This is a genomic window from Pseudomonas sp. F2 (genome assembly GCF_057174385.1).
This window is the reverse complement of record NZ_CM169904.1, coordinates 4,641,463-4,663,698: the sequence shown is the minus strand read 5'-3', so window position 1 is coordinate 4,663,698 and position 22,236 is coordinate 4,641,463. Positions and strand designations below refer to the sequence as shown.

Sequence of the window (22,236 nt, the reverse complement as noted above, 5' to 3'; positions counted from 1 at the left end):
CTCCGGCAAATCAGAAAGGCGCGTCGCCCTGGATGGTCGTGCGATACAGCTTGCGGCGCAGGTGCGCGGGGCAGCCGGCGGCGAGGTGGATCAGCGAACGGTTGTCCCAGAACACCATGTCGTGGGGCTGCCACTGATGGCGGTAGATGTTTTGCGGCAGCACGCTGTGGGCGTAGAGCTCGGCCAGCAGCTGTTGGCTCTCGTCCTCCGGCAGACCGACGATGCGGGTGGTAAAGCCTTCGCTGACGAACAACGCCTTGCGGCCGTTTTCCGGGTGGGTACGGACGATCGGGTGCACCACTTCGGCGACCTGCGCCAGTTGCTCCGGGGTCAGGGTCGGACGCCAGTTGCCTTCGAATTTGGTTTCGCTGTAGCGCGCGGTGTAGGAATGCGCGGCCGAGCGCCCTTCCACGGCTTTGCGCAACGCCTCGGGCAGGTTGTCCCAGGCTTTGTGCATGTCGGCAAACAAGGTGTCGCCACCCTCGGACGGTAATTCCTGCGCATGCAGCATCGAGCCGAGACTCGGCAGTTCTTTATAGGAGAGATCGGAGTGCCAGAACTTGCCGGCGTCACCGAGACCGATGTTCTGGCCGTTCTCGACGATGTTGGAGACGATGAGAATTTCCGGGTGATTGGCCAGCAGGAACTGCTTGAGCACATGGATCTGCAGCACGCCGAAACGACGGCTGAAATCGATCTGCTGTTGCGGGGTGATGCGCTGGTCGCGGAACACCACGACATGGTGATCCAGATGCGCGCGATGAATGCGCGCGAAGTCATGGTCGTTGACTGGCCGGGTCAGGTCCAGGCCGATGATTTCGGCACCGACGGCACCGCTGAATGGGCGAATCTCGAAGGTTTGCGGCGCGGCAGTCGCGGCGCTTGGGGTGGCAGTAGCTGCGGACATCTTTCAATCTCCCACGCACGGCGCGCTCACGGGCGCGCACGTCGATCAGACACTCACGCTGGATTGCGTGTCGGTTCAGGTCGTGCGGCGCGCCGATTGGTCGGCAGGTACGCAGGTGGGTGACTTTAAAGCTATAAGAACTGGAAATTAAATACCGTTAATGAATAACTATATGGCGGATGGTGAGGAATGGACGGGATGGTGAGTGACGGTTTTTGTCACTTCTGGGCGTAATGTGGCAATTTCACTGACGCCATCGCTGGCAAGCCAGCTCCCACAGATTCCGATGTCGAGCACACAATCGTGTTCCAACCGAAAACTCTGTGGGAGCTGGCTTGCCAGCGATGAGGCCATAAAGACCGCTAGAGCATCAACGCTCGTGCAACGCCTCGGCCCGCGCCCGGATGATCGGCTTGAGCAGATAGCTCAACACCGATTTCTTGCCGGTGATGATATCCACCGACGCGACCATCCCCGGAATGATCAGCAGCGGCTTTTCATCGGTGCCCAAGTGGCTTCGCTCGGTGCGCACCTTGATCATGTAGTAGGTGGTTTTCTTGTCTTCGTCGGTGATGGTGTCGGCGCCAATCTGCTCCAGCTTGGCTTTGAGTCCGCCGTAAATGGTGTAATCGTACGCGGTGAATTTGACGATCGCTTCCTGCCCCGGATGCAGGAACGCAATGTCCTGCGGGCGGATCTTGGCTTCGACCAGCAAGGTGTCGTCCAGCGGCACGATTTCCACCATGTCGCTGCCCGGCTGGATCACGCCGCCAATGGTGTTGACCAGCAACTTGTTGACGATGCCGCGCACCGGCGAGGTGACCAGTGTCCGGCTGACCCGGTCTTCCAGCGCTTTGCCGGTGGCCTGGGCCTTGTTCAGGTCGGTGCGGGCTTCGTTGAGCTGAGTCAGCGCTTCGCTGCGGAATTTGCCGCGCGTCTCGTCGATCTTGCGCTGGACCTCCTTGATTGCCGATTCGGCGCGCGGGATGGCCAGCGTGGTGGCGTCGAGCTGACCACGGGTTTCGACCTCGGCACGCTTGAGGCGCAGCACCTCCACCGGCGATACGGCACCCTGCGCCACCAGCGGCTCGGACATGTTGATTTCCTGGCGCTGCAGGCCCAGTTGCTGACGATATTGCGCTTGCTTGGAACTGAATTCGCGCAGTTCTTGTTGACGCTGAATCAGTTGTTCCTGCAGGCCACCGATTTCGTCATGCAATTGCTGACGACGGCTGATGTACAACGACTCTTCGCTTTTCGCCTGACCCGGCACGGCTTTGAGCACGTCCTCCGGGAAGTTCAGCGGACGGTCTTCGACCTCGGCGCTCAGGCGCTCGACGCGCAACAGCATCGACAGGCGATCAGCTTCGGTTTCGCCGACGTTGGAAGCAAATCGCGTGTCGTCCAGGCGAATCAGCGGTGCGCCGGCCTCGACGATCTGACCTTCCTTGACGAACATTTCCGAAACGATCCCGCCCTCAAGGTTCTGGATTTTCTGGATCTTCGACGACGGAATCGCCTTGCCGTCGCCCTTGGTCACTTCGTCGATCACGGCGAAGTTGGCCCACAGCAGCAGGAACAGGAAGAAGCCGATGATTGCCCAGATGGTCAGGCGCACGACGCGCGGGGCGTCCTCGATCAGCGCCTTGTTGACCTCCGGCAGCGGCTGGCCCTGCAGCGAGGCAGAACCCTTGAAGTAGCGACGGATCGACTCTTTGACACCCGACTTAAGCAACACTGATCTGCCCCTTCTTCAACGCTTCCATCACGGCGGCTTTCGGGCCATCGGCAAGAATCTGTCCACGGTCGACCACCAGCAGGCGGTCGACCAGCGACAGCAGCGAGGCCCGGTGCGTCACCAGCACCACGGTCTTGTTTTCAACCACGGCAGCCAAGCGTTGCTTGAGGCGTTCTTCGCCGGTGTTGTCCATGGCGCTGGTCGGTTCGTCGAGCAGCAGGATTGGTGGGTTGAGCAGCAGCGCCCGCGCCAGTGCGACGTTCTGCCGTTGGCCACCGGACAGGTTCTGCCCGCGTTCACCGACTTGCAGTTCATAACCCTGCGGATGCAGGCGGGCGAATTCGTGCACGCCCGCGAGCTCTGCGGCTTGCAGCACCAGCTCGTCTTCGACGTAGCGCGCGCCGGAGATCAGGTTGTCACGCAGGGTGCCGGCCAGTAACTGGATGTCCTGCGGCACGTAGCCGATGTTGTAGCGCAGCTCGCTGACGTCGATCTGGCGGATGTCGACGCCATCTACCAGCAGCGCGCCGTCATCCGGTTGGTACAAGCCGACCAGCAGTTTCGCCAGCGAACTCTTGCCCGAACCGCTGCGGCCGATGATGCCGATCTTCTCGCCGGGACGAATTACCAGGTTGATGTTCTTCAGCGCCGGGTTCTGCTGCTCCGGGTAGGTGAAGCTCAGCTGACGGCACTCGATCGCGCCCTGCAACACCTTGCGGCTCAGCGGACGCTCTTCGAAATTGCGCTCCTGCGGCAGCTCCATCATTTGGTCAACCGAGGTCATGGTCACCCGCGCCTGCTGATAACGCGTCAGCAAACCGGACAGCGAGGCCAGCGGGCTGAGCGCGCGGCCGCTGAGCATGTAGCAGGCAATCAGACCGCCCATGCTCAGGTTGCCGGCGATGATCTGGTACACCCCGAAGACGATCATGATCACCCCGGCCAGTTGCTGGATCAGCAGGGTGATGTTCATCGCCAGACCGGAGAGCATTTTCACTCGCAGCTCAAGGCGGCTGAGGGTACCGATGGTCTGTTCCCACTGATACTGGCGTTCGCTTTCGGCGTTGTTGACCTTGACCGCATCGAGGCCGGCGAGGGTTTCGATCAGGCTCGACTGCCGCTCGGCGCCGAGGGCCATGGTGCGCTCCATGGTCGCGACCAGCGGCTTCTGCAGCGCGTAACCGATCAACAAGGCAATCGGGAACGCCAGCACCGGAATCCACACCAGATGCCCGCCGAGAATCGCGATAACGATGAAGATCAGAATGGTGAACGGCAGGTCGATCAGGCTGGTCAGGGTCAGCGAGGCGAGAAAGTCGCGCAGGCTCTGAAACTCATGGATGTTCTGCGCGAAACTGCCGACCCGCGCCGGGCGGTACTTCATGGCCATGCCGACGATGCGTTCGAACAGCGTCGCAGAGATGATCAGATCGGTTTTCTTGCCGGCCAGATCCAGGCACAGACTGCGCAGGCTCTTGAGGATCAGGTCAAAAATGTAGGCACCGGTGATGCCCAGCGCCAGCACCCACAGGGTCGCTTCGGCCTGGTTCGGCACCACGCGGTCGTAGACGTTCATCACGAACAGCGGCGCGGCCATGGCAATGATGTTGATCAGGAAACTCGCGGCGATCGCATCGGCGTACAGCCAGCGCGAACGCTTGAGGGTGTCGCGGAACCACGAGCGCGCACGCGGGATCAGCGTGCCGTGGTTGACGTCGAATTTGTGCTGCGGCTGGGCGAAGAACACTTTGCCGGTGTAGTCGTCGGCCAGCAGTTCGCGGCTGACCACCGATTCGCCGCCGTCGCTTTCGCTGAGCAGCACCCGGGCTTCGTTGTCACCTTGCCAGCCGAGCAAGACCGCGCTGCGACCATCCTTGAGCAGCAACAGCGCCGGCATGGCAATCGCCGGAATTTCTTCCAGCTTGCGTTGCAGCACCCGACCCTGCAGCCCGGCGCGAGCCGCTGCGCGGGGCAGCAACTCGACGCTCAGGCGCTGCTTGGGCAGCGGCAGACCGGTGGTGAGCATCGCCGCACTGGCGGGTTTCTGGTGCAGCATGCACAGAGCGAGCAGACCATCCAGCAACGGATCGTCGTGCATCGCGCGCGGATCATGAATGAGTTGAACTCGACTGACTTCTGATTCCACGCTCGGCACTCTTGGCTAACAATTGAACAATGAAGGTTCTGCTCAATTCATACCGGGCAGTTGGACCTTCGGCTTCACATCGTTCTGCACGACGGATGCCAACGGTGCGACCACTCCCTGGCTCTTGAGCAACTCGCCCATGGTCGCCTTGATTCGATACTGAGTAAATAACTGAATGTTCTTGATCTCGGCCAGACGGCGCGAAGCGGTGAACAACTCGTTTTCGCTGTCGAGCAAATCGAGCAGGGTGCGCTCGCCGAGGCTGAACTGACGCTGGTAAGCGGTACGCACGGCGGTGCTGTGATCAACGTACTGCTGAGCGATCGGCACCTGCGCATTGGCGTTGTTCAGGGCATTCCAGGCCAGACCCAGTTCTTCATTCAATTGACGCAGAGCGTTGTTGCGGATGTCCAGCGCCTGGTTGGACAGGTACGACTTGGATTCCAGATCGGCCTTGTTGCTGCCGCCGGAGTACAGGTTGAAGCGCATGCGCAGCATGGCCTGCCACTCGTTGTTGTGGCCGTTCTGACCGTCGAGATCGTTGTCGGCGGTGCGACCCAGCTCGGCGTCGAAACGTGGGTAGAAGGTCGACTTGGCGGTTTCGTACTGCTTCTCGGCAGCAGCGATATCGGACTCGGCCGAGCGCAGGATCGGGCTGTTTTCCAGCATCTGCTGCCGCGCTTCATTGAGGTTGGCCGGCATCATCGCCATGAACGGTGCCGGACGCTCCAGCTGGTCAGGCATCTGGCCGACGGCACTGAGGAAGTTGGTCTCGGAGTCGGCGAGGTTGGTCTGCTCGGTGATCAGGTTGTTACGCGCCTGGGCCATCCGCGCTTCGGCCTGATCGAGGTCGGCACCACTGCCGACGCCGCGCTGGGTGCGCAGTTGAATCTGGTCGTAGATGCGCTGGTGGCTCTTGAGGTTTTCTTCGGCCAGACGCACGAATTCGCGGCGGGTCAACACGTCCAGGTACACCTGGGCGACGGTCAGCGCGGTGCGCTCGGAAGTCCCCAGCAGGGAGTAGGCGCGGGAGTTGACGGTGGCTTGTTGACGCCCGACTTCGCTCGACGTCGCAAAACCGTCAAAGACCATTTGCGAGAGACGTAAACTTGACTCACTGCGGTTCAGTGTCTCCCAGTGATTGCCGCCACCGTTGGCGCGCGTGGTCACGCTGTCGGTGCCCTCACGGCCATAACCACCCAGCAGGTCGACCTTGGGCAGGTATCCACCTTTCGCAGCCTTTAACTGATAATCCGCCGCCAGACGACTGTTGACCCCTGCCTGGATTTCCGGATGGACATCCAGTGCCTGTTGCATGGCTTCCGGTAAGGATTGTGCATGGGCGAAAGAGGCGGCCAGAGCGAAGGGTAGAGCCTTGAACAAGTGCAAACGCATGGTAAAGATTTCCCAGGACTTCTTGTCTTGAATCACAGCAAAACGTGCTGCTGCGTCGGATGATTGGCAACCGGAATGACCGTATGTCGGAAAGTTCAAAATAGGAACTGGATCACACGCTGAGGGACAGGTCGCCGCGGAAATATCAATGTGACATTAGTGGGGCGATTGTTTAGGATGGCACCCAGAAGGTCAATAGTTTGGCATAAAGTTAATAGCGAAAGAATCTAGCCAAAATATTGACGAAAAGAAGCGTCAAACTTGATTCGCAAATTTTAAAAGTACGTCCAGACTGAATCGGCGCCGAAGCCATCAGGCAATGGAAGTCAACTGAACGTAACACCCGGAGAGTCTTCAATGAGCAGTGTTGTTGCCATCGTCAAAAGCATTGTCGGTCAGGTATTCGTGGTATCCCCCGAGGGTGTACGCCGCGTGCTCGTTGAAGGCGATCGCCTGTTCGTCGGCGACCAGATCGATACTGGCCTCTCCGGCGCTGTATCGCTGGAACTGGCGGATGGCCGCACCCTGGACCTGGGTCGCGAAACGCAGTGGAGCGCCAACGCGCCCGACTCCAGCACGGACCTGGCCGAAGCCACCGCGCAGGCCGCACCTTCTGTAGCCGAGTTGCAGCAGGCCATCGCCGCCGGCGCCGACCCGACCACTGCTCTTGAAGCCACCGCTGCCGGCGCGACCGCCGCGGGGACTGGCGGCGCGGCAGGCGGCGGCCACAGTTTCGTGATGCTCGACGCCACTGCTGGCCGCGTCGACCCGACCATCGGCTTCCCGACCGCGGGCATCAACGCCGGTGCGCAAGCGGCGCAGAACATCACCGGTGGCCAGACCACCGACACCACCGCCAACGCCCTGCGTGAGTCGACCCTGAGCCTCAGCGCCACGCCGACCATCACTGAAGCCGGCGGCGTGCTGGTGTACACCGCGACCCTGACCCAGGCGCCGCTGACCGACCTGACCATCACCCTGTCCAACGGCTCGGTGATCGTGATTCCCGCCGGCTCCACCACCGGCACCGTCAACGTGCCGCTGGCGCCGAACGACACCGTTTATAACGACCCGACCCAGATCGACGTGACCGTCACCGGCACCACTGGCGGCAACGGCATCACCGTGACCCCGCCGACCACTCCGGCCACGACCCAGGTCACCGACACCATCGACACCACCACTGTCACCCTGACCGCTGGCAGCAGCGTCACTGAAGGCGGCCAGATCACCTACACCGCGACCTTGACCAACCCGGCACAGACGCCGGTCACCGTCACCCTGTCCAACGGTTCGACCATCACCATCGAAGCCGGCCAGACCACGGGCACTGTCAACGTGCCAACCGCGCCGAATGACGTCTACAACAACGGCAGCACCGTCAGCACCACCATCACTGGTGCCACTGGTGGCAACTTCGAGAACCTGGTGCCGAACACGACACCAGCCGTGACGAACATCGTTGATTCGCGCGACACCACCGGCCTGACCCTGACCGCTACCGGCAGCGTGGTTGAAGGTGGCCAGATCACCTACACCGCGACCCTGACCAACCCGGCGCAGACGCCGGTCACCGTCACCCTGTCCAATGGCTCGACCATCACCATCGAAGCCGGCCAGACCACGGGCACCATCAACGTGCCGACTGCGCCAAACGACGTCTATAACAACGGCGGCACCGTCAGCACCACGATTACCGGTGCTACCGGCGGCAACTTCGAGAACCTGGTGCCAAACACGACGCCAGCGACCACCACTGTCACTGACTCCATCGACACCACCAACCTGTCGCTGAGTGCCACTGGCACCGTGGCCGAAGGCGGTTCGATCGTTTACACCGCAACCCTGACCAATCCGGCCGGTACCCCGGTGACCGTGACGTTGAGCAACGGCTCCGTCATCACCATCGAAGCTGGCAAGACCACCGGTACCGTGACCGTTCCCGCGCCTGCGGATGACGTCTACAAAGACGCCGGCAAAGTCGAAGTCAGCATCACCGGCACCAGCGGTGGCAATTTCGAGAACCTGGTACCAAGTACCGATCCAGCCGTCACCGAAGTCACCGACACCATCGACACTTCGACGGTCAAACTGACCGCCGATACCTCGGTCGCTGAAGGCGGCACCGTCACTTACACCGCCACCGTAGGCGCGCCTGTCACCGGTTCGCCAGTGACCGTGACCCTGACCAACGGTCAGACCATCACCATCGAAGTCGGCAAAACCACCGGCACCGTGACCACCACCGCACCGAACGATGCGCTGACCGGCAACCCGCCGCTGACCAACGCCATCACCAACGTCAGTGGCGGTAACTACGAGAACCTCGTCGCCGACAAAACCCCGGTTTCGACCACCGTTACCGACACCGTCGACACCACCAATCTGTCGCTGAGTGCCACTGGCTCCGTCGCTGAAGGCGGTTCGATCGTTTACACCGCGACGTTGACCAATGCTGCCGGCTCGCCGGTCACCGTAACCCTGAGCAACGGCGCCGTGATCACCATCGAGGCCGGCAAAACTACCGGCACCGTGACCGTTCCGGCGCCTGCCGATGACGTCTATAAAGACGCAGGCAAAGTGGAAGTCAGCATTACCGGAACCAGCGGTGGCAATTTCGAGAACCTCGTTCCAAGCACCGAGCCCGCTGTCACCGAAGTGACCGACACCATCGATACTTCGACCGTCAAACTGTCCGCTGACACTTCGGTCGCCGAGGGCGGCACGGTGACTTACACCGCTACGGTTGGCGCCCCCGTGACCGGTTCGCCGGTTGTCGTGACTCTGGCCAACGGCCAGACCATCACTATCGAAGTGGGTAAAACCACCGGCACCGTGACCACCACCGCGCCGAACGATGCGTTGAACGGTCACGAACCACTGACCAACGCGATCACTGGCGTGAGCGGTGGCAACTACGAAAACCTCGTCGCCGACAAAACCCCGGTTTCGACCAGCGTTACCGACACCGTTGACACCACCAACCTGTCGCTGAGTGCCACTGGCTCCGTCGCTGAAGGCGGTTCGATCGTCTACACCGCAACCCTGACCAATCCAGCGGGCACACCAGTCACCGTGACCCTGAGCAACGGTTCGGTGATCACTATTGAAGCCGGTAAAACGACCGGCACCGTGACGGTTCCGGCGCCAGCCGATGACGTCTACAAAGACGCCGGCAAGGTCGAAGTCACGATCAAGGATGCGTCCGGCGGCAACTTCGAAAATCTGGTGCCGAGCACCGTTCCGGCCGTCACCGAAGTCACCGACACCATCGATACCTCTACCGTGAAGCTCAGCGCCGATACTTCGGTGGCTGAAGGTGGCACCGTCACTTACACCGCCACAGTCGGCGCACCGGTCACCGGCTCACCGGTTGTTGTAACCCTGGCCAACGGTCAGACGATCACCATTGAAGTGGGCAAAACCACTGGCACCGTGACCACCACCGCGCCGAACGATGCGCTTAACGGTCATGAGCCGTTGAGCAACTCGATCACCGGTGTGACCGGCGGCAACTACGAAAATCTGGTGGCGGACAAAACCCCGGTTTCGACCACCGTTACCGACACTGTCGACACCACCAATCTGTCGCTGAGTGCCACTGGCACCGTGGCGGAAGGTGGCTCGATCGTCTACACCGCGACGCTGACCAACCCGGCCGGTACGCCGGTCACCGTGACCCTGTCGAACGGCGCGGTGATCACCATCGAAGCGGGTAAAACGACCGGCACCGTGACCGTTCCGGCGCCAGCCGATGACGTCTACAAGGACGCCGGCAAAGTCGAAGTCACGATCAAGGATGCGTCGGGCGGCAACTTCGAGAGCCTCGTTCCGAGCACCGTGCCGGCTGTCACCGAAGTGACCGACACCATCGATACTTCGACCGTCAAACTGTCCGCTGACACTTCGGTCGCCGAGGGCGGCACGGTGACTTACACCGCTACGGTTGGTGCACCCGTGACCGGTTCGCCGGTTGTCGTGACTCTGGCCAACGGTCAGTCCATCACCATCGAAGTGGGTAAAACCACCGGCACTGTGACCACCACCGCGCCGAACGATGCGTTGAACGGTCACGAACCACTGACCAACGCGATCACTGACCTGAGCGGTGGCAATTACGAAAATCTGGTTGCTGACAAAACTCCGGTCAGCACCACCGTCACTGACACCGTGGACACGACGAATCTGTCACTCAGCGCCACCAACTCGGTCGCCGAGGGCGGTTCGATCACCTACACCGCGACCCTGACCAACCCAGCGGGCACTCCGGTAACCGTGACCCTGTCCAACGGTTCGGTGATTACCATCGAAGCGGGTAAAACGACCGGCACCGTGACCGTTCCGGCGCCAGCCGATGACGTCTACAAGGACGCCGGCAAGGTCGAAGTCACGATCAAGGATGCGTCCGGCGGCAATTTCGAAAATCTGGTACCGAGCACCGTCCCGGCCGTGACCGAAGTCACCGACACCATCGATACCTCTACCGTGAAGCTCAGCGCCGATACTTCGGTGGCTGAAGGTGGCACCGTCACTTACACCGCGACCGTTGGCGCACCAGTCACTGGCTCGCCAGTGACTGTCACTTTGGCCAACGGTCAGACCATCACCATCGAAGTCGGCAAGACCACCGGCACCGTGACCACCACCGCGCCAAACGATGCGCTGACGGGTCACGAACCGCTGACCAACTCGATCACCGGCGTCAGCGGCGGCAACTACGAAAATCTGGTCGCTGACAAAACCCCGGTCAGCACCACCGTCACTGACACCGTGGACACGACGAATCTGTCACTCAGCGCCACCAACTCGGTCGCCGAGGGCGGTTCGATCACCTACACCGCGACCCTGACCAACGCTGCTGGCTCGCCCGTCACCGTGACCCTGTCCAACGGTTCGGTGATTACCATCGAAGCGGGCAAGACCACCGGCACCGTGACGGTTCCAGCGCCAGCCGATGACGTCTACAAAGACGCCGGCAAGGTTGAAGTCACCATCAACGGTGCAACCGGTGGCAACTTCGAGAACCTCGTTCCGAGCACGGTTCCGGCAGTGACTGAAGTCACCGATACCATCGACACCACGTCGGTAAAACTGACCGCAACCGAGTCCGCGGCTGAAGGCGGCACCGTCACCTACACCGCGACTGTCGGTGCACCCGTGACCGGTTCGCCAGTCGTGGTGACCCTGGCCAACGGTCAGAACATCACCATCGAAGTGGGTAAAACCACCGGCACTGTGACCACCACCGCACCGAACGATGCGTTGAACGGTCATGCGCCGCTGACTAACGCCATCACCGACGTGAGCGGCGGCAACTACGAGAATCTGGTTGCCGACAAAACCCCGGTCAGCACCACCGTGACCGACACCGTCGACACCACCAACCTGTCGCTGAGCGCGACCGGTACCGTGGCTGAGGGCGGTTCGATCGTTTACACCGCGACGTTGACCAATGCTGCCGGCTCGCCTGTCACCGTGACTCTGTCCAACGGCGCCGTGATCACCATCGACGCGGGCAAAACCACCGGCACCGTGACTGTTCCAGCCCCTGCCGATGACGTCTACAAAGACGCTGGCAAGGTCGAAGTCACGATCAAGGATGCTGCGGGCGGCAACTTCGAGAATCTGGTGCCAAGTACCGCTCCAGCCGTGACCGAAGTCACCGATACCATCGACACCACGTCGGTAAAACTGACCGCAACCGAGTCCGTGGCTGAAGGCGGCACGGTCACCTACACCGCGACTGTCGGTGCACCCGTGACCGGTTCGCCAGTCGTGGTGACCCTGGCCAACGGTCAGAACATCACCATCGAAGTCGGCAAAACCACCGGCACCGTAACGACCACCGCACCGAACGATGCGCTGAACGGTCACGAACCGCTGAACAACTCGATCACCAATGTCAGCGGTGGCAACTACGAAAACCTCGTTGCCGACAAGACGCCAGTCAGCACCACCGTGACCGACACCGTCGATACCACCAACCTGTCGCTGAGCGCCACTCCGGCGGTGAACGAAGGTGGCCAGATCACCTACACCGCCACCCTGACCAACGCCGCCGGCACTCCGGTGACCGTGACGTTGAGCAATGGCGCGGTGATCACCATCGACGCCGGCAAAACTTCCGGCACCGTGACCGTCGATGCACCGAAGGATGACGTCTACAAGGACGCCGGCACCGTTGAAGCGACCATCAAGGGCGCGACCGGTGGCGACTTCGAAAACCTGGTCACCAGCAACACGCCGGCGGTGACCACCGTCAACGACACCATCGACACCTCCACCGTGTCGCTGACTGCCACCGCCAACGTCGCCGAAGGCGAGACCGTGGTCTACACCGCGAGCGTGACCGCACCTGTAACCGGCTCGCCAGTTGTGGTCACTCTGTCCAATGGACAGACCATCACCATCGCCGTCGGTGAGACCACCGGCAGCGTGAACTTCGTCGCGCCGAACAGCCCATTGGCGGGCGGCAGCTCGCTGAGCGTCGCCATCGACAAGGTTGCCGGCGGTAACTATGAAAACCTGGTGGCCGACAAGACACCGGCAAACACCTCAGTGTCGGACACTGTCGACACCACCAACCTGAACCTGACTGCCAGCGACTCGGTGGCCGAGGGTGGTTCGATCGTCTACACCGCAACCCTGACCAATCCGGCCGGGACTCCGGTGACCGTGACCCTGTCCAACGGCGCGGTGATCACCATCGAAGCCGGTAAAACCACCGGTACCGTGACTGTTCCAGCTCCGGCCGATGACGTTTACAAAGACGCCGGTAAAGTCGAAGCGACCATTTCCAGCGCCACCGGTGGCAACTTCGAGAATCTGGTGCCTAGCACGGTTCCGGCCGTCACCAACGTTACCGATACCATCGACACCACCACGGTCAAACTGACCGCGACCGAGTCTGCTGCCGAAGGTGGTACCGTCACCTACACCGCGACCGTTGGTGCGCCAGTGACTGGCTCGCCAGTCGTGGTGACCCTGGCCAACGGTCAGAACATCACCATCGAAGTCGGCAAGACCACCGGCACCGTCACCACCACCGCGCCGAACGATGCGCTGACCGGCCATGCGCCGCTGACCAACGCCATCACCGACGTGAGCGGCGGTAACTACGAAAACCTTGTGGCGGATAAAACGCCGGTTTCGACTAATGTCACCGACACCGTCGACACCACCAACCTGTCGCTGTCCGCGACCGGTACCGTGGCCGAAGGTGGCTCGATCGTTTACACCGCGACCCTGACCAACGCCGCTGGCTCCCCAGTCACCGTGACCCTGTCCAACGGCGCGGTGATCACCATCGAAGCCGGTAAAACTACCGGTACCGTGACTGTTCCAGCTCCGGCCGATGACGTTTACAAAGACGCGGGTAAAGTCGAAGCGACCATCTCCAGCGCTACTGGTGGCAACTTCGAGAATCTGGTGCCTAGCACGGTTCCGGCCGTCACCAACGTTACCGACACCATCGACACCACCACGGTCAAACTGACTGCGACCGAGTCCGCTGCGGAAGGTGGCACTGTCACTTACACCGCGACTGTCGGTGCGCCAGTGACTGGCTCGCCTGTGGTCGTGACCTTGGCCAACGGTCAGAACATCACCATCGAAGTGGGTAAAACCACCGGTACTGTAACCACTACAGCACCGAACGACGCGCTGACCGGCCATGCGCCGTTGACCAACGCCATCACTAACGTGACCGGTGGCAATTACGAGAATCTGGTCGCCGACAAAACCCCGGTTTCAACCACCGTTACCGATACAGTCGACACCACCAACCTGTCGCTGAGCGCAACCAATTCGGTCGCCGAGGGTGGTTCGATCATCTACACCGCGACCTTGACCAACGCCGCTGGCTCGCCAGTCACCGTGACGTTGAGCAACGGCGCCGTCATCACCATCGAGGCCGGCAAAACCACCGGCACCGTAACCGTTCCAGCGCCAGCCGATGACGTTTACAAAGACGCAGGCAAAGTCGAAGCGACCATTTCGACCGCCACCGGTGGCAACTTCGAGAACCTGGTGCCGAGCACTGTTCCAGCCGTCACCAACGTGACCGACACCATCGACACCTCGACCGTCAAACTGACTGCCGACACTTCGGTGGCCGAAGGTGGCACCGTCACCTATACCGCAACCGTCGGTGCGCCGGTAACCGGTTCTCCGGTTGTGGTGACCTTGGCCAACGGCCAGAACATCACCATCGAAGTGGGTAAAACCACAGGCACCGTGACCAGCACTGCACCGAACGATGCGCTGACCGGTCATGCGCCGCTGACCAACTCGATCACCGGTGTGACTGGTGGCAATTACGAAAACCTCGTGGCTGACAAAACCCCGGTCAGCACTAACGTCACCGATACCGTCGACACCACCAACCTGTCGCTCAGTGCGACCGGCACCGTGGCCGAGGGTGGCTCAATCGTTTACACCGCGACCCTGACCAATGCGGCTGGCTCGCCAGTCACCGTGACTCTGTCGAACGGCGCCGTGATCACCATCGACGCCGGTAAAACCACTGGCACTGTGACCGTTCCGGCGCCAGCCGATGACGTGTACAAAGACGCAGGTAAAGTCGAAGCGACCATTTCCACCGCGACCGGTGGCAACTTCGAAAACCTGGTACCGAGCACCGTGCCGGCTGTCACTCAGGTCACCGACACCATCGATACCACCACGGTCAAGCTGACCGCGTCTGAGTCTGCGGCAGAAGGCGGCACCGTCACCTATACCGCTACCGTCGGCGCGCCAGTGACCGGTTCGCCTGTGGTCGTGACCCTGGCCAACGGTCAGAACATCACCATCGAGGTGGGTAAAACCACTGGCACCGTCACCACCACCGCACCGAACGATGCGCTGAACGGTCATGCGCCTTTGACCAATGCCATCACCGACGTGAGCGGCGGTAACTACGAGAATCTGGTCGCTGACAAGACACCGGTTTCGACCACCGTTACCGACACTGTCGACACCACCAACCTGTCCCTCAGCGCAACCAACTCGGTCGCCGAGGGTGGTTCGATCATCTACACCGCGACATTGACCAACGCTGCCGGCTCGCCAGTCACCGTGACGTTGAGCAACGGCGCCGTGATCACCATCGACGCTGGTAAAACCACTGGCACAGTGACCGTTCCGGCACCTGCCGATGACGTGTACAAAGATGCCGGCACCGTTCAAGCAACGATCACCAACGCTACCGGTGGCAACTTCGAAAATCTGGTACCGAGTACTGTGCCGGCTGTGACTCAGGTCACCGACACCATCGACACCACCACGGTCAAACTGACCGCGACCGAGTCGGCGGCTGAAGGCGGTACCGTCACCTACACCGCGACCGTTGGTGCACCGGTCACTGGTTCGCCAGTGACAGTCACTCTGGCCAACGGCCAGAACATCACCATCGAAGTGGGCAAAACCACCGGCACCGTGACCACCACCGCACCGAACGATGCGCTGACCGGTCATGCGCCATTGACCAACGCGATCACTAACGTGAGCGGTGGCAACTACGAGAACCTCGTTGCCGACAAAACCCCGGTCAATACCACGGTCACCGATACAGTCGACACCACCAACCTGTCGCTGTCCGCGACCGGTACCGTGGCCGAAGGTGGCTCGATCGTTTACACCGCGACCCTGACCAACGCCGCTGGCTCCCCAGTCACCGTGACCCTGTCGAACGGCGCCGTGATCACCATCGACGCCGGTAAAACCACCGGCACCGTGACCGTTCCGGCTCCGGCTGATGACGTCTACAAAGACGCCGGCACCGTTGAGGCCACGATCAAGAGCGCGACTGGCGGCAATTTCGAAAACCTGGTGACCAGCAACACCCCGGCCGTGACCAGCGTCACCGATACCGTCGATACCACCACGGTCAAACTGACCGCGACCGAGTCTGCGGCTGAAGGTGGCACTGTCACTTACACCGCGACCGTCGGTGCGCCAGTCACCGGTTCGCCGGTTGTGGTGACTCTGGCCAACGGTCAGAACATCACCATCGAAGTCGGTAAAACCACCGGCACGGTGACCACCACCGCGCCGAATGACGTATTGACCGGTCATGCACCGTTGACCAACGCCATTACTAACGTGACCGGCGGCAACTACGAAAATCTGGTGGCCGACAAGACCCCGGTCAGCACCACCGTGACCGACACTGTCGACACCACCAACCTGTCCCTGAGCGCAACCAACTCGGTCGCCGAGGGTGGTTCGATCATCTACACCGCAACCCTGACCAACGCCGCTGGCTCGCCAGTGACCGTGACGTTGAGCAACGGTGCAGTCATCACCATCGACGCGGGCAAAACCACCGGCACCGTCACCGTTCCGGCTCCAGCGGACGACGTCTACAAAGACGCCGGTACCGTGCAGGCGACCATCAAGTCGGCGACAGGTGGCAACTTCGAAAATCTGGTACCAAGCACCACGCCGGCCGTAACCAACGTCACCGACACCATCGACACCACTGGGGTGAAACTCACCGCCACTGGCACCGTGGCCGAAGGTGGCACCGTCACCTACACCGCCACCGTCGGTGCGCCAGTCACGGGTTCGCCTGTCGTTGTGACACTTGCCAACGGCCAGACGATCACCATCGACATCGGCAAGACCACCGGCACCGTGACCGCCATCGCGCCGAACGATGCGCTGACCGGCCACGCGCCGTTGACCAACGCGATCACTGACGTGACTGGCGGCAACTACGAAAATCTGGTGGCCGACAAGACGCCGGTCAGCACCACTGTGACCGACACTGTCGACACCACCAACCTGTCCCTGAGCGCCATTAATACGGTCGCCGAGGGTGGTTCGATCATTTACACCGCAACCCTGACCAACGCGGCCGGCTCGCCAGTCACCGTGACTCTGTCGAACGGCGCCGTGATCACCATCGACGCCGGCAAAACCACCGGCACCGTGACCGTGCCTGCTCCGGCTGACGACGTCTACAAAGATGCCGGCACCGTCCAGGCCACCATCACCAATGCCAGCGGTGGCAATTTCGAAAATCTGGTACCAAGCACCACGCCAGCCGTGACCAGTGTCACCGACACCATCGACACCACCACCGTGAAGCTGAGCGCCACCGGCACCGCAGCGGAAGGCGGCAACGTTGTCTACACCGCCACCGTCGGTGCGCCAGTCACTGGCTCGCCAGTCGTGGTAACCCTGGCCAACGGCCAGACGATCACCATCGACATCGGCAAGACCACCGGCACTGTGACCACTGCTGCGCCAAACGACGCGCTGACCGGCCACGCTCCACTGACCAACGCCATCACCAACGTCAGCGGCGGCAACTACGAGAACCTCGTGGCCGACAAAACGCCGGTCAGCACCACCGTGACCGATACTGTCGACACCACCAACCTGTCGCTGTCCGCGACCGGCACCGTGGCCGAAGGCGGCTCGATCATTTACACCGCAACCCTGACTAACGCCGCTGGCTCGCCAGTGACCGTGACCCTGAGCAACGGCGCCGTGATCACCATCGACGCCGGCAAAACCACCGGCACCGTCACCGTCCCTGCTCCGGCCGACGACGTCTATAAAGACGCCGGCACCGTGCAGGCCACGATCAAGACTGCCACCGGTGGCAGCTTCGAAAATCTGGTACCAAGCACCACGCCAGCCGTGACCAGCGTCACCGACACCATCGACACCACTGGCGTGAAACTCAGCGCCACGGGCACCGTGGCCGAAGGTGGCACCGTCACCTACACCGCCACCGTCGGTGCACCTGTGACTGGCTCGCCAGTCGTGGTGACCCTGGCCAACGGCCAGACGATCACCATCGACATCGGCAAGACCACCGGCACCGTGACCGCCATCGCGCCGAACGATGCGCTGACCGGCCACGCGCCGTTGACCAACTCGATCAGCAACGTGACCGGCGGCAATTACGAAAACCTCGTGGCCGACAAGACCCCGGTCAGCACCACCGTGACCGACACCGTCGACACCACCAGCCTGTCGCTGAGCGCGACCCCGGCGGTGAACGAGGGCGGCCAGATCACCTACACCGCGACCCTGAGCAACGCCGCCGGCTCGCCAGTGACCGTGACCCTGAGCAACGGTTCGGTGATCACCATCGACGCCGGCAAAACCACTGGCACCGTGACCGTTCCGGCTCCGGCTGACGATGTCTACAAAGACGCCGGCAGCGTGCAGGCGACCATCACCAACGCCAGCGGTGGCAACTTCGAGAACCTGGTACCGAGCACGACACCGGCCGTCACCAGCGTCGCCGATACCATCGACACCACCACCGTCAGCATCACCGGCAGCACCTCGGTGACCGAAGGCCAGACCGCCAGCTACACCGTCAGCCTGACCCACCCGGCGCAAACCGACGTGACCCTGAAAATCGTCTACAGCGGCACCGCCGCCGACGGTTCGGACTTCACTGGCGTGTACACCGTGAAGATCCCGGCAGGCGCCAGCAGCGCGCAGTTCAACGTCGCGACCATCGATGACAAGATCACCGAAGGCACCGAGAACTTCGTGGTCAAGATCGACTCGGCCACCGGCGGCAACTTCGAGAACCTGGCTGTCAGCAGCACCAACGGCAGCGTCAGCACCTCGATCATCGACAACGATGCGCCACCGGTCATCGACCTGGATGCCAACAACTCCAGCGGCGCCACCGGTGCCGACTACAAGGTGACGTTCACCGAAAACACCCCGGGCGCCGGCGTGTCGATTGCCGACACTGACCTGACGATCACCGACCCGGACAGCACCATGCTGACCGGTGCGACCATCGTCCTGACCAACCGTCAGGACGGCGATGCGCTGAACCTTGGCAACAGCGTCAACGGCATCACCATCAATGCCAACAGCACCAACGGCACCGTGACCCTGACCCTGTCGGGTAACGCGACGCTGGCCGACTACATGCAGGCCATCAAGAACATCACCTTCACCAACAGCAGTGAAGACCCGAGCACCGTGCCACGGATCATCACCGTGACCGTGACCGATGGCGGCAACTACTCCAACACTGCGACCACCACGGTCAACGTGGTGGCGGTCAACGATGCGCCGGTTGCGGCTCCGGTCAACGTCACCGGCACCGAAGACACCCCGCTGATCCTCGGCTGGTCGACCTTCGGTGTGACTGACGTCGACAGTCCGGCCAGCAGCCTGGGGATCAAAATCACCCAGCTGCCGGGCGAAGGCAAACTGCAGTATCTGGACGGTTCGACCTGGAAAGACGTCGCCAACAACCAGACCTTCAGCAAGGCTGACATCGACGCGGGCAAGCTGCGCTTCCTGCCGGATGCCAATGAGTCGGGCGTCAACGGTTACGGCGGCACCGGCATGGGCAACAACCAGGCCGACTACGCGCAGATCAAGTTCCAGCCCACCGACGGCCAACTGCTGGGCAACACCGGCACCGTGAAGATCGACATCACGCCAGTGGCGGATGCACCGACCGTGAGCGTGGCCGACAACAGCGTGAAATCCACCGGACTGGTCAAGGAAGTCTGGACCGGTCTGGCGGGCCTGGGTACCAGCGGCAATGGCGCTGACTCGACCACGCTGAAAAACGTGATCGATGGCGCCGGCACCCCGAACACCAGCACCAACGTGACCAACGTGCAGTCGGACGGCAGCGTGACCGCCGGCACCGCGTCGAAAACCTCGGGCCTGATCTATCTGGAAGCCGGCAAGACCTACAGCTTCAGCGGCGTGGCTGACGACAGCCTGCTGATCACCATCGGTGGCAAGAGCGTGGCGTCGGGCACCTGGGGCGCGGGCGGTACGATCAGCGGTTCGTTTACCCCGACCACCAGCGGCTACTACACCCTGGACATTTACCACCACAACCAGAGCGGCCCGGGCAGCTATGACGTGAACCTGTCGGTCAACGGCAGCACGCCGATCGACCTGAGCAGCGCCGGCGTGCCGATCTACACCGGCGTGCAGGATCTGGTGAACGCCGGTGTGACCGTCTCCGACCTGCACGGTACCAACGGCGAAGGCTATTACGACGGCTACAAACTCAACACCGGCGCCGAAGGCACCACGGTGAAACTGTCGGCGATCAACACCGCGCTGACCGACACCGACGGCTCGGAAACCCTGAGCGTGAAGATCAGCGGTGCGCCGGTCGGTTCGGTACTCTCCGACGGCCATGGCCACAGTTTCACCGTCACCGCGAGCAACGGCGAAGCCAACGTCACCGGCTGGAGCCTCGGCAGCCTGACCGTGACCCCGCCGACCTACTACAACGGCCAGTTCAACCTGACCGTGACGTCGACTTCCACCGAGATGGTCGGCGGCTCGGCCAGCAGCACCGCGACGATTCCGGTCACCGTGGTGCCGGCGGTGTACAACGCCGTGGTCGGTACTTCGGGCGATGACACCTTCAACGGCACCGACGGCAACGACATCATGGTCGCCGACATCGGCGGTCTGACTGTGGTGCCGGGTACCAACTACAACATTGCGTTCATGGTCGACAGCTCGGGCAGTATGAGCACCTCGTCGATCAACGCGGCCAAAGACTCGCTGACCTCGGTGTTCAACACCCTCAAGCAGAGCCTGGGCGGCAGCAACTCGGGGACCGTGAACATCTTCCTGGTGGACTTCGATACCCAGGTCAACAAGTCGGTCTCGGTGAACCTCAACGACCCGAACGCGCTGACCCAGCTCAAAGCCGTACTCGACTCGATGACCTCCGGTGGCGGCACCAACTACGAAGACGTGTTCAAGACCACGGCCAACTTCTTCCAGAGCACGGAAGCGCTGGCCAACACCGGGGCGAAGAACCTTACCTACTTCATCACCGACGGCCAGCCGACCTACTACCAGAGCGGCGAGCAGACCAACCCGACGCTGTATGGCAGCGTGAGGTTCGACAGCGTGGTCACGACCAGCAACTACAAGCTGGGCGATACCTTCAGCACCTACATCGACAACACGCATTACCTGAGCATCAACTCCAGCGGTTATGCCCAGTTGCAGACCTACAACGGCCGCGGCTGGACCACCACCAACCTGGGCACGGTTCACGCTCAGGGTGACGGCACCTACGAGCTGTCGAGCCTGGCCGGTACTGGTAACAGCACCACGACTGCCACCACCGACAACTCCAGCAGCAGCTTCGCCTTGCTCAGCGGTCTGTCGAACGTCGAAGCCATCGGTATCAACAGCGGTGTCAGCCTCAACGACCTGAAACCGTATGACTCGGATCACTTGCCGCAAACCAACATCGATCCGAAGGATCTGGCCAACTCGATCATCGGCCATACCGAAGCGACGATGCCGGGCAACGACACTGTCAGCGGTGGCGACGGCAACGACATCCTGTTCGGCGACCTGGTGAGCTTCAACGGCATTGCCGGCGAGGGTTATCAGGCGATGCAGGCGTTCGTGGCCAAGGAAACCGGGGTTGACGTCAGCAAGGTCACCACCAGCAACGTGCACCAGTACATCACCGAGCACTATCAGGCGTTCGATGTATCCGGTGCACATGACGGTAACGACACGCTGCTGGGTGGCGCAGGCAATGACATCCTCTTCGGCTCGGGCGGCAACGACCTGCTCGACGGCGGCAAGGGCAATGACATCCTGCTCGGCGGCACCGGCAACGACACGCTGATCGGTGGCCAGGGCAACGACATCCTGATCGGTGGTTCCGGTGCCGACACCTTCGTCTGGAAAGCAGGCGACACCGGCAACGACGTGATCAAGGACTTCAACGCCAGCGAAGGCGACCGCATCGACCTGCGTGACCTGTTGCAGGGCGAAACCGGCAGCACCATCGACAACTTCCTGAAGATCACCACGGTTGATGGCACGTCGTCGCTGCAAGTCAGCTCGGCGGGCAAGTTCAACTCCGGCGACGCGGCAGCCGCCACGCCGGACGTGACGATCAAACTGGAAGGCAACAACTGGTCGAGCGCCAACATTCACAACCTGATCGCCGGCAGCGATCCGACCATCAAGGTCGACCACAACAACAGCTGATGCGTGTACAAAACGGCCGCCCCTTGGGGCGGCCGTCACGTTTGCGGCTAACTCGGC

5 protein-coding genes are annotated in these 22,236 nt (G+C 61.8%); 1 reads left to right on the top strand and 4 read right to left on the bottom strand.

What is annotated here, in order from left to right; genetic code table 11:
* Positions 1–10: 10 nt before the first annotated feature.
* The 4 genes from AC193Q_RS21005 to AC193Q_RS20990 all read right to left on the bottom strand — a co-directional run bounded on the left by AC193Q_RS21005 (position 11) and on the right by AC193Q_RS20990 (position 6,186).
* Positions 11–907 (bottom strand): TauD/TfdA dioxygenase family protein, encoded by an 897-nt coding sequence (locus AC193Q_RS21005; protein ID WP_047290716.1) that lies wholly within the window; start codon positions 905–907, stop codon positions 11–13.
* A 370-nt stretch (positions 908–1,277) separates the two neighbouring features.
* Positions 1,278–2,645: an HlyD family type I secretion periplasmic adaptor subunit gene (locus AC193Q_RS21000; RefSeq protein WP_095667875.1), complete on the bottom strand. Its 1,368-nt coding sequence runs from the start codon at positions 2,643–2,645 to the stop codon at positions 1,278–1,280.
* Entirely contained in the window at positions 2,635–4,791 is a 2,157-nt protein-coding gene (locus AC193Q_RS20995) for a type I secretion system permease/ATPase (RefSeq protein WP_121182994.1), read from the bottom strand. Before AC193Q_RS20995 ends, AC193Q_RS21000 begins: the two co-directional genes overlap by 11 nt.
* Before the next feature lie 42 nt (positions 4,792–4,833).
* On the bottom strand, positions 4,834–6,186 hold the full coding sequence (locus AC193Q_RS20990; protein WP_041070916.1) for a TolC family outer membrane protein: 1,353 nt from the start codon (positions 6,184–6,186) through the stop codon (positions 4,834–4,836).
* 357 nt (positions 6,187–6,543) lie between these two features.
* Between AC193Q_RS20990 and AC193Q_RS20985 the strand changes: the two genes are divergently transcribed.
* On the top strand, positions 6,544–22,179 hold the full coding sequence (locus AC193Q_RS20985) for a LapA family giant adhesin (protein WP_121182992.1): 15,636 nt from the start codon (positions 6,544–6,546) through the stop codon (positions 22,177–22,179).
* The last annotated feature ends 57 nt before the right edge of the window (positions 22,180–22,236 follow it).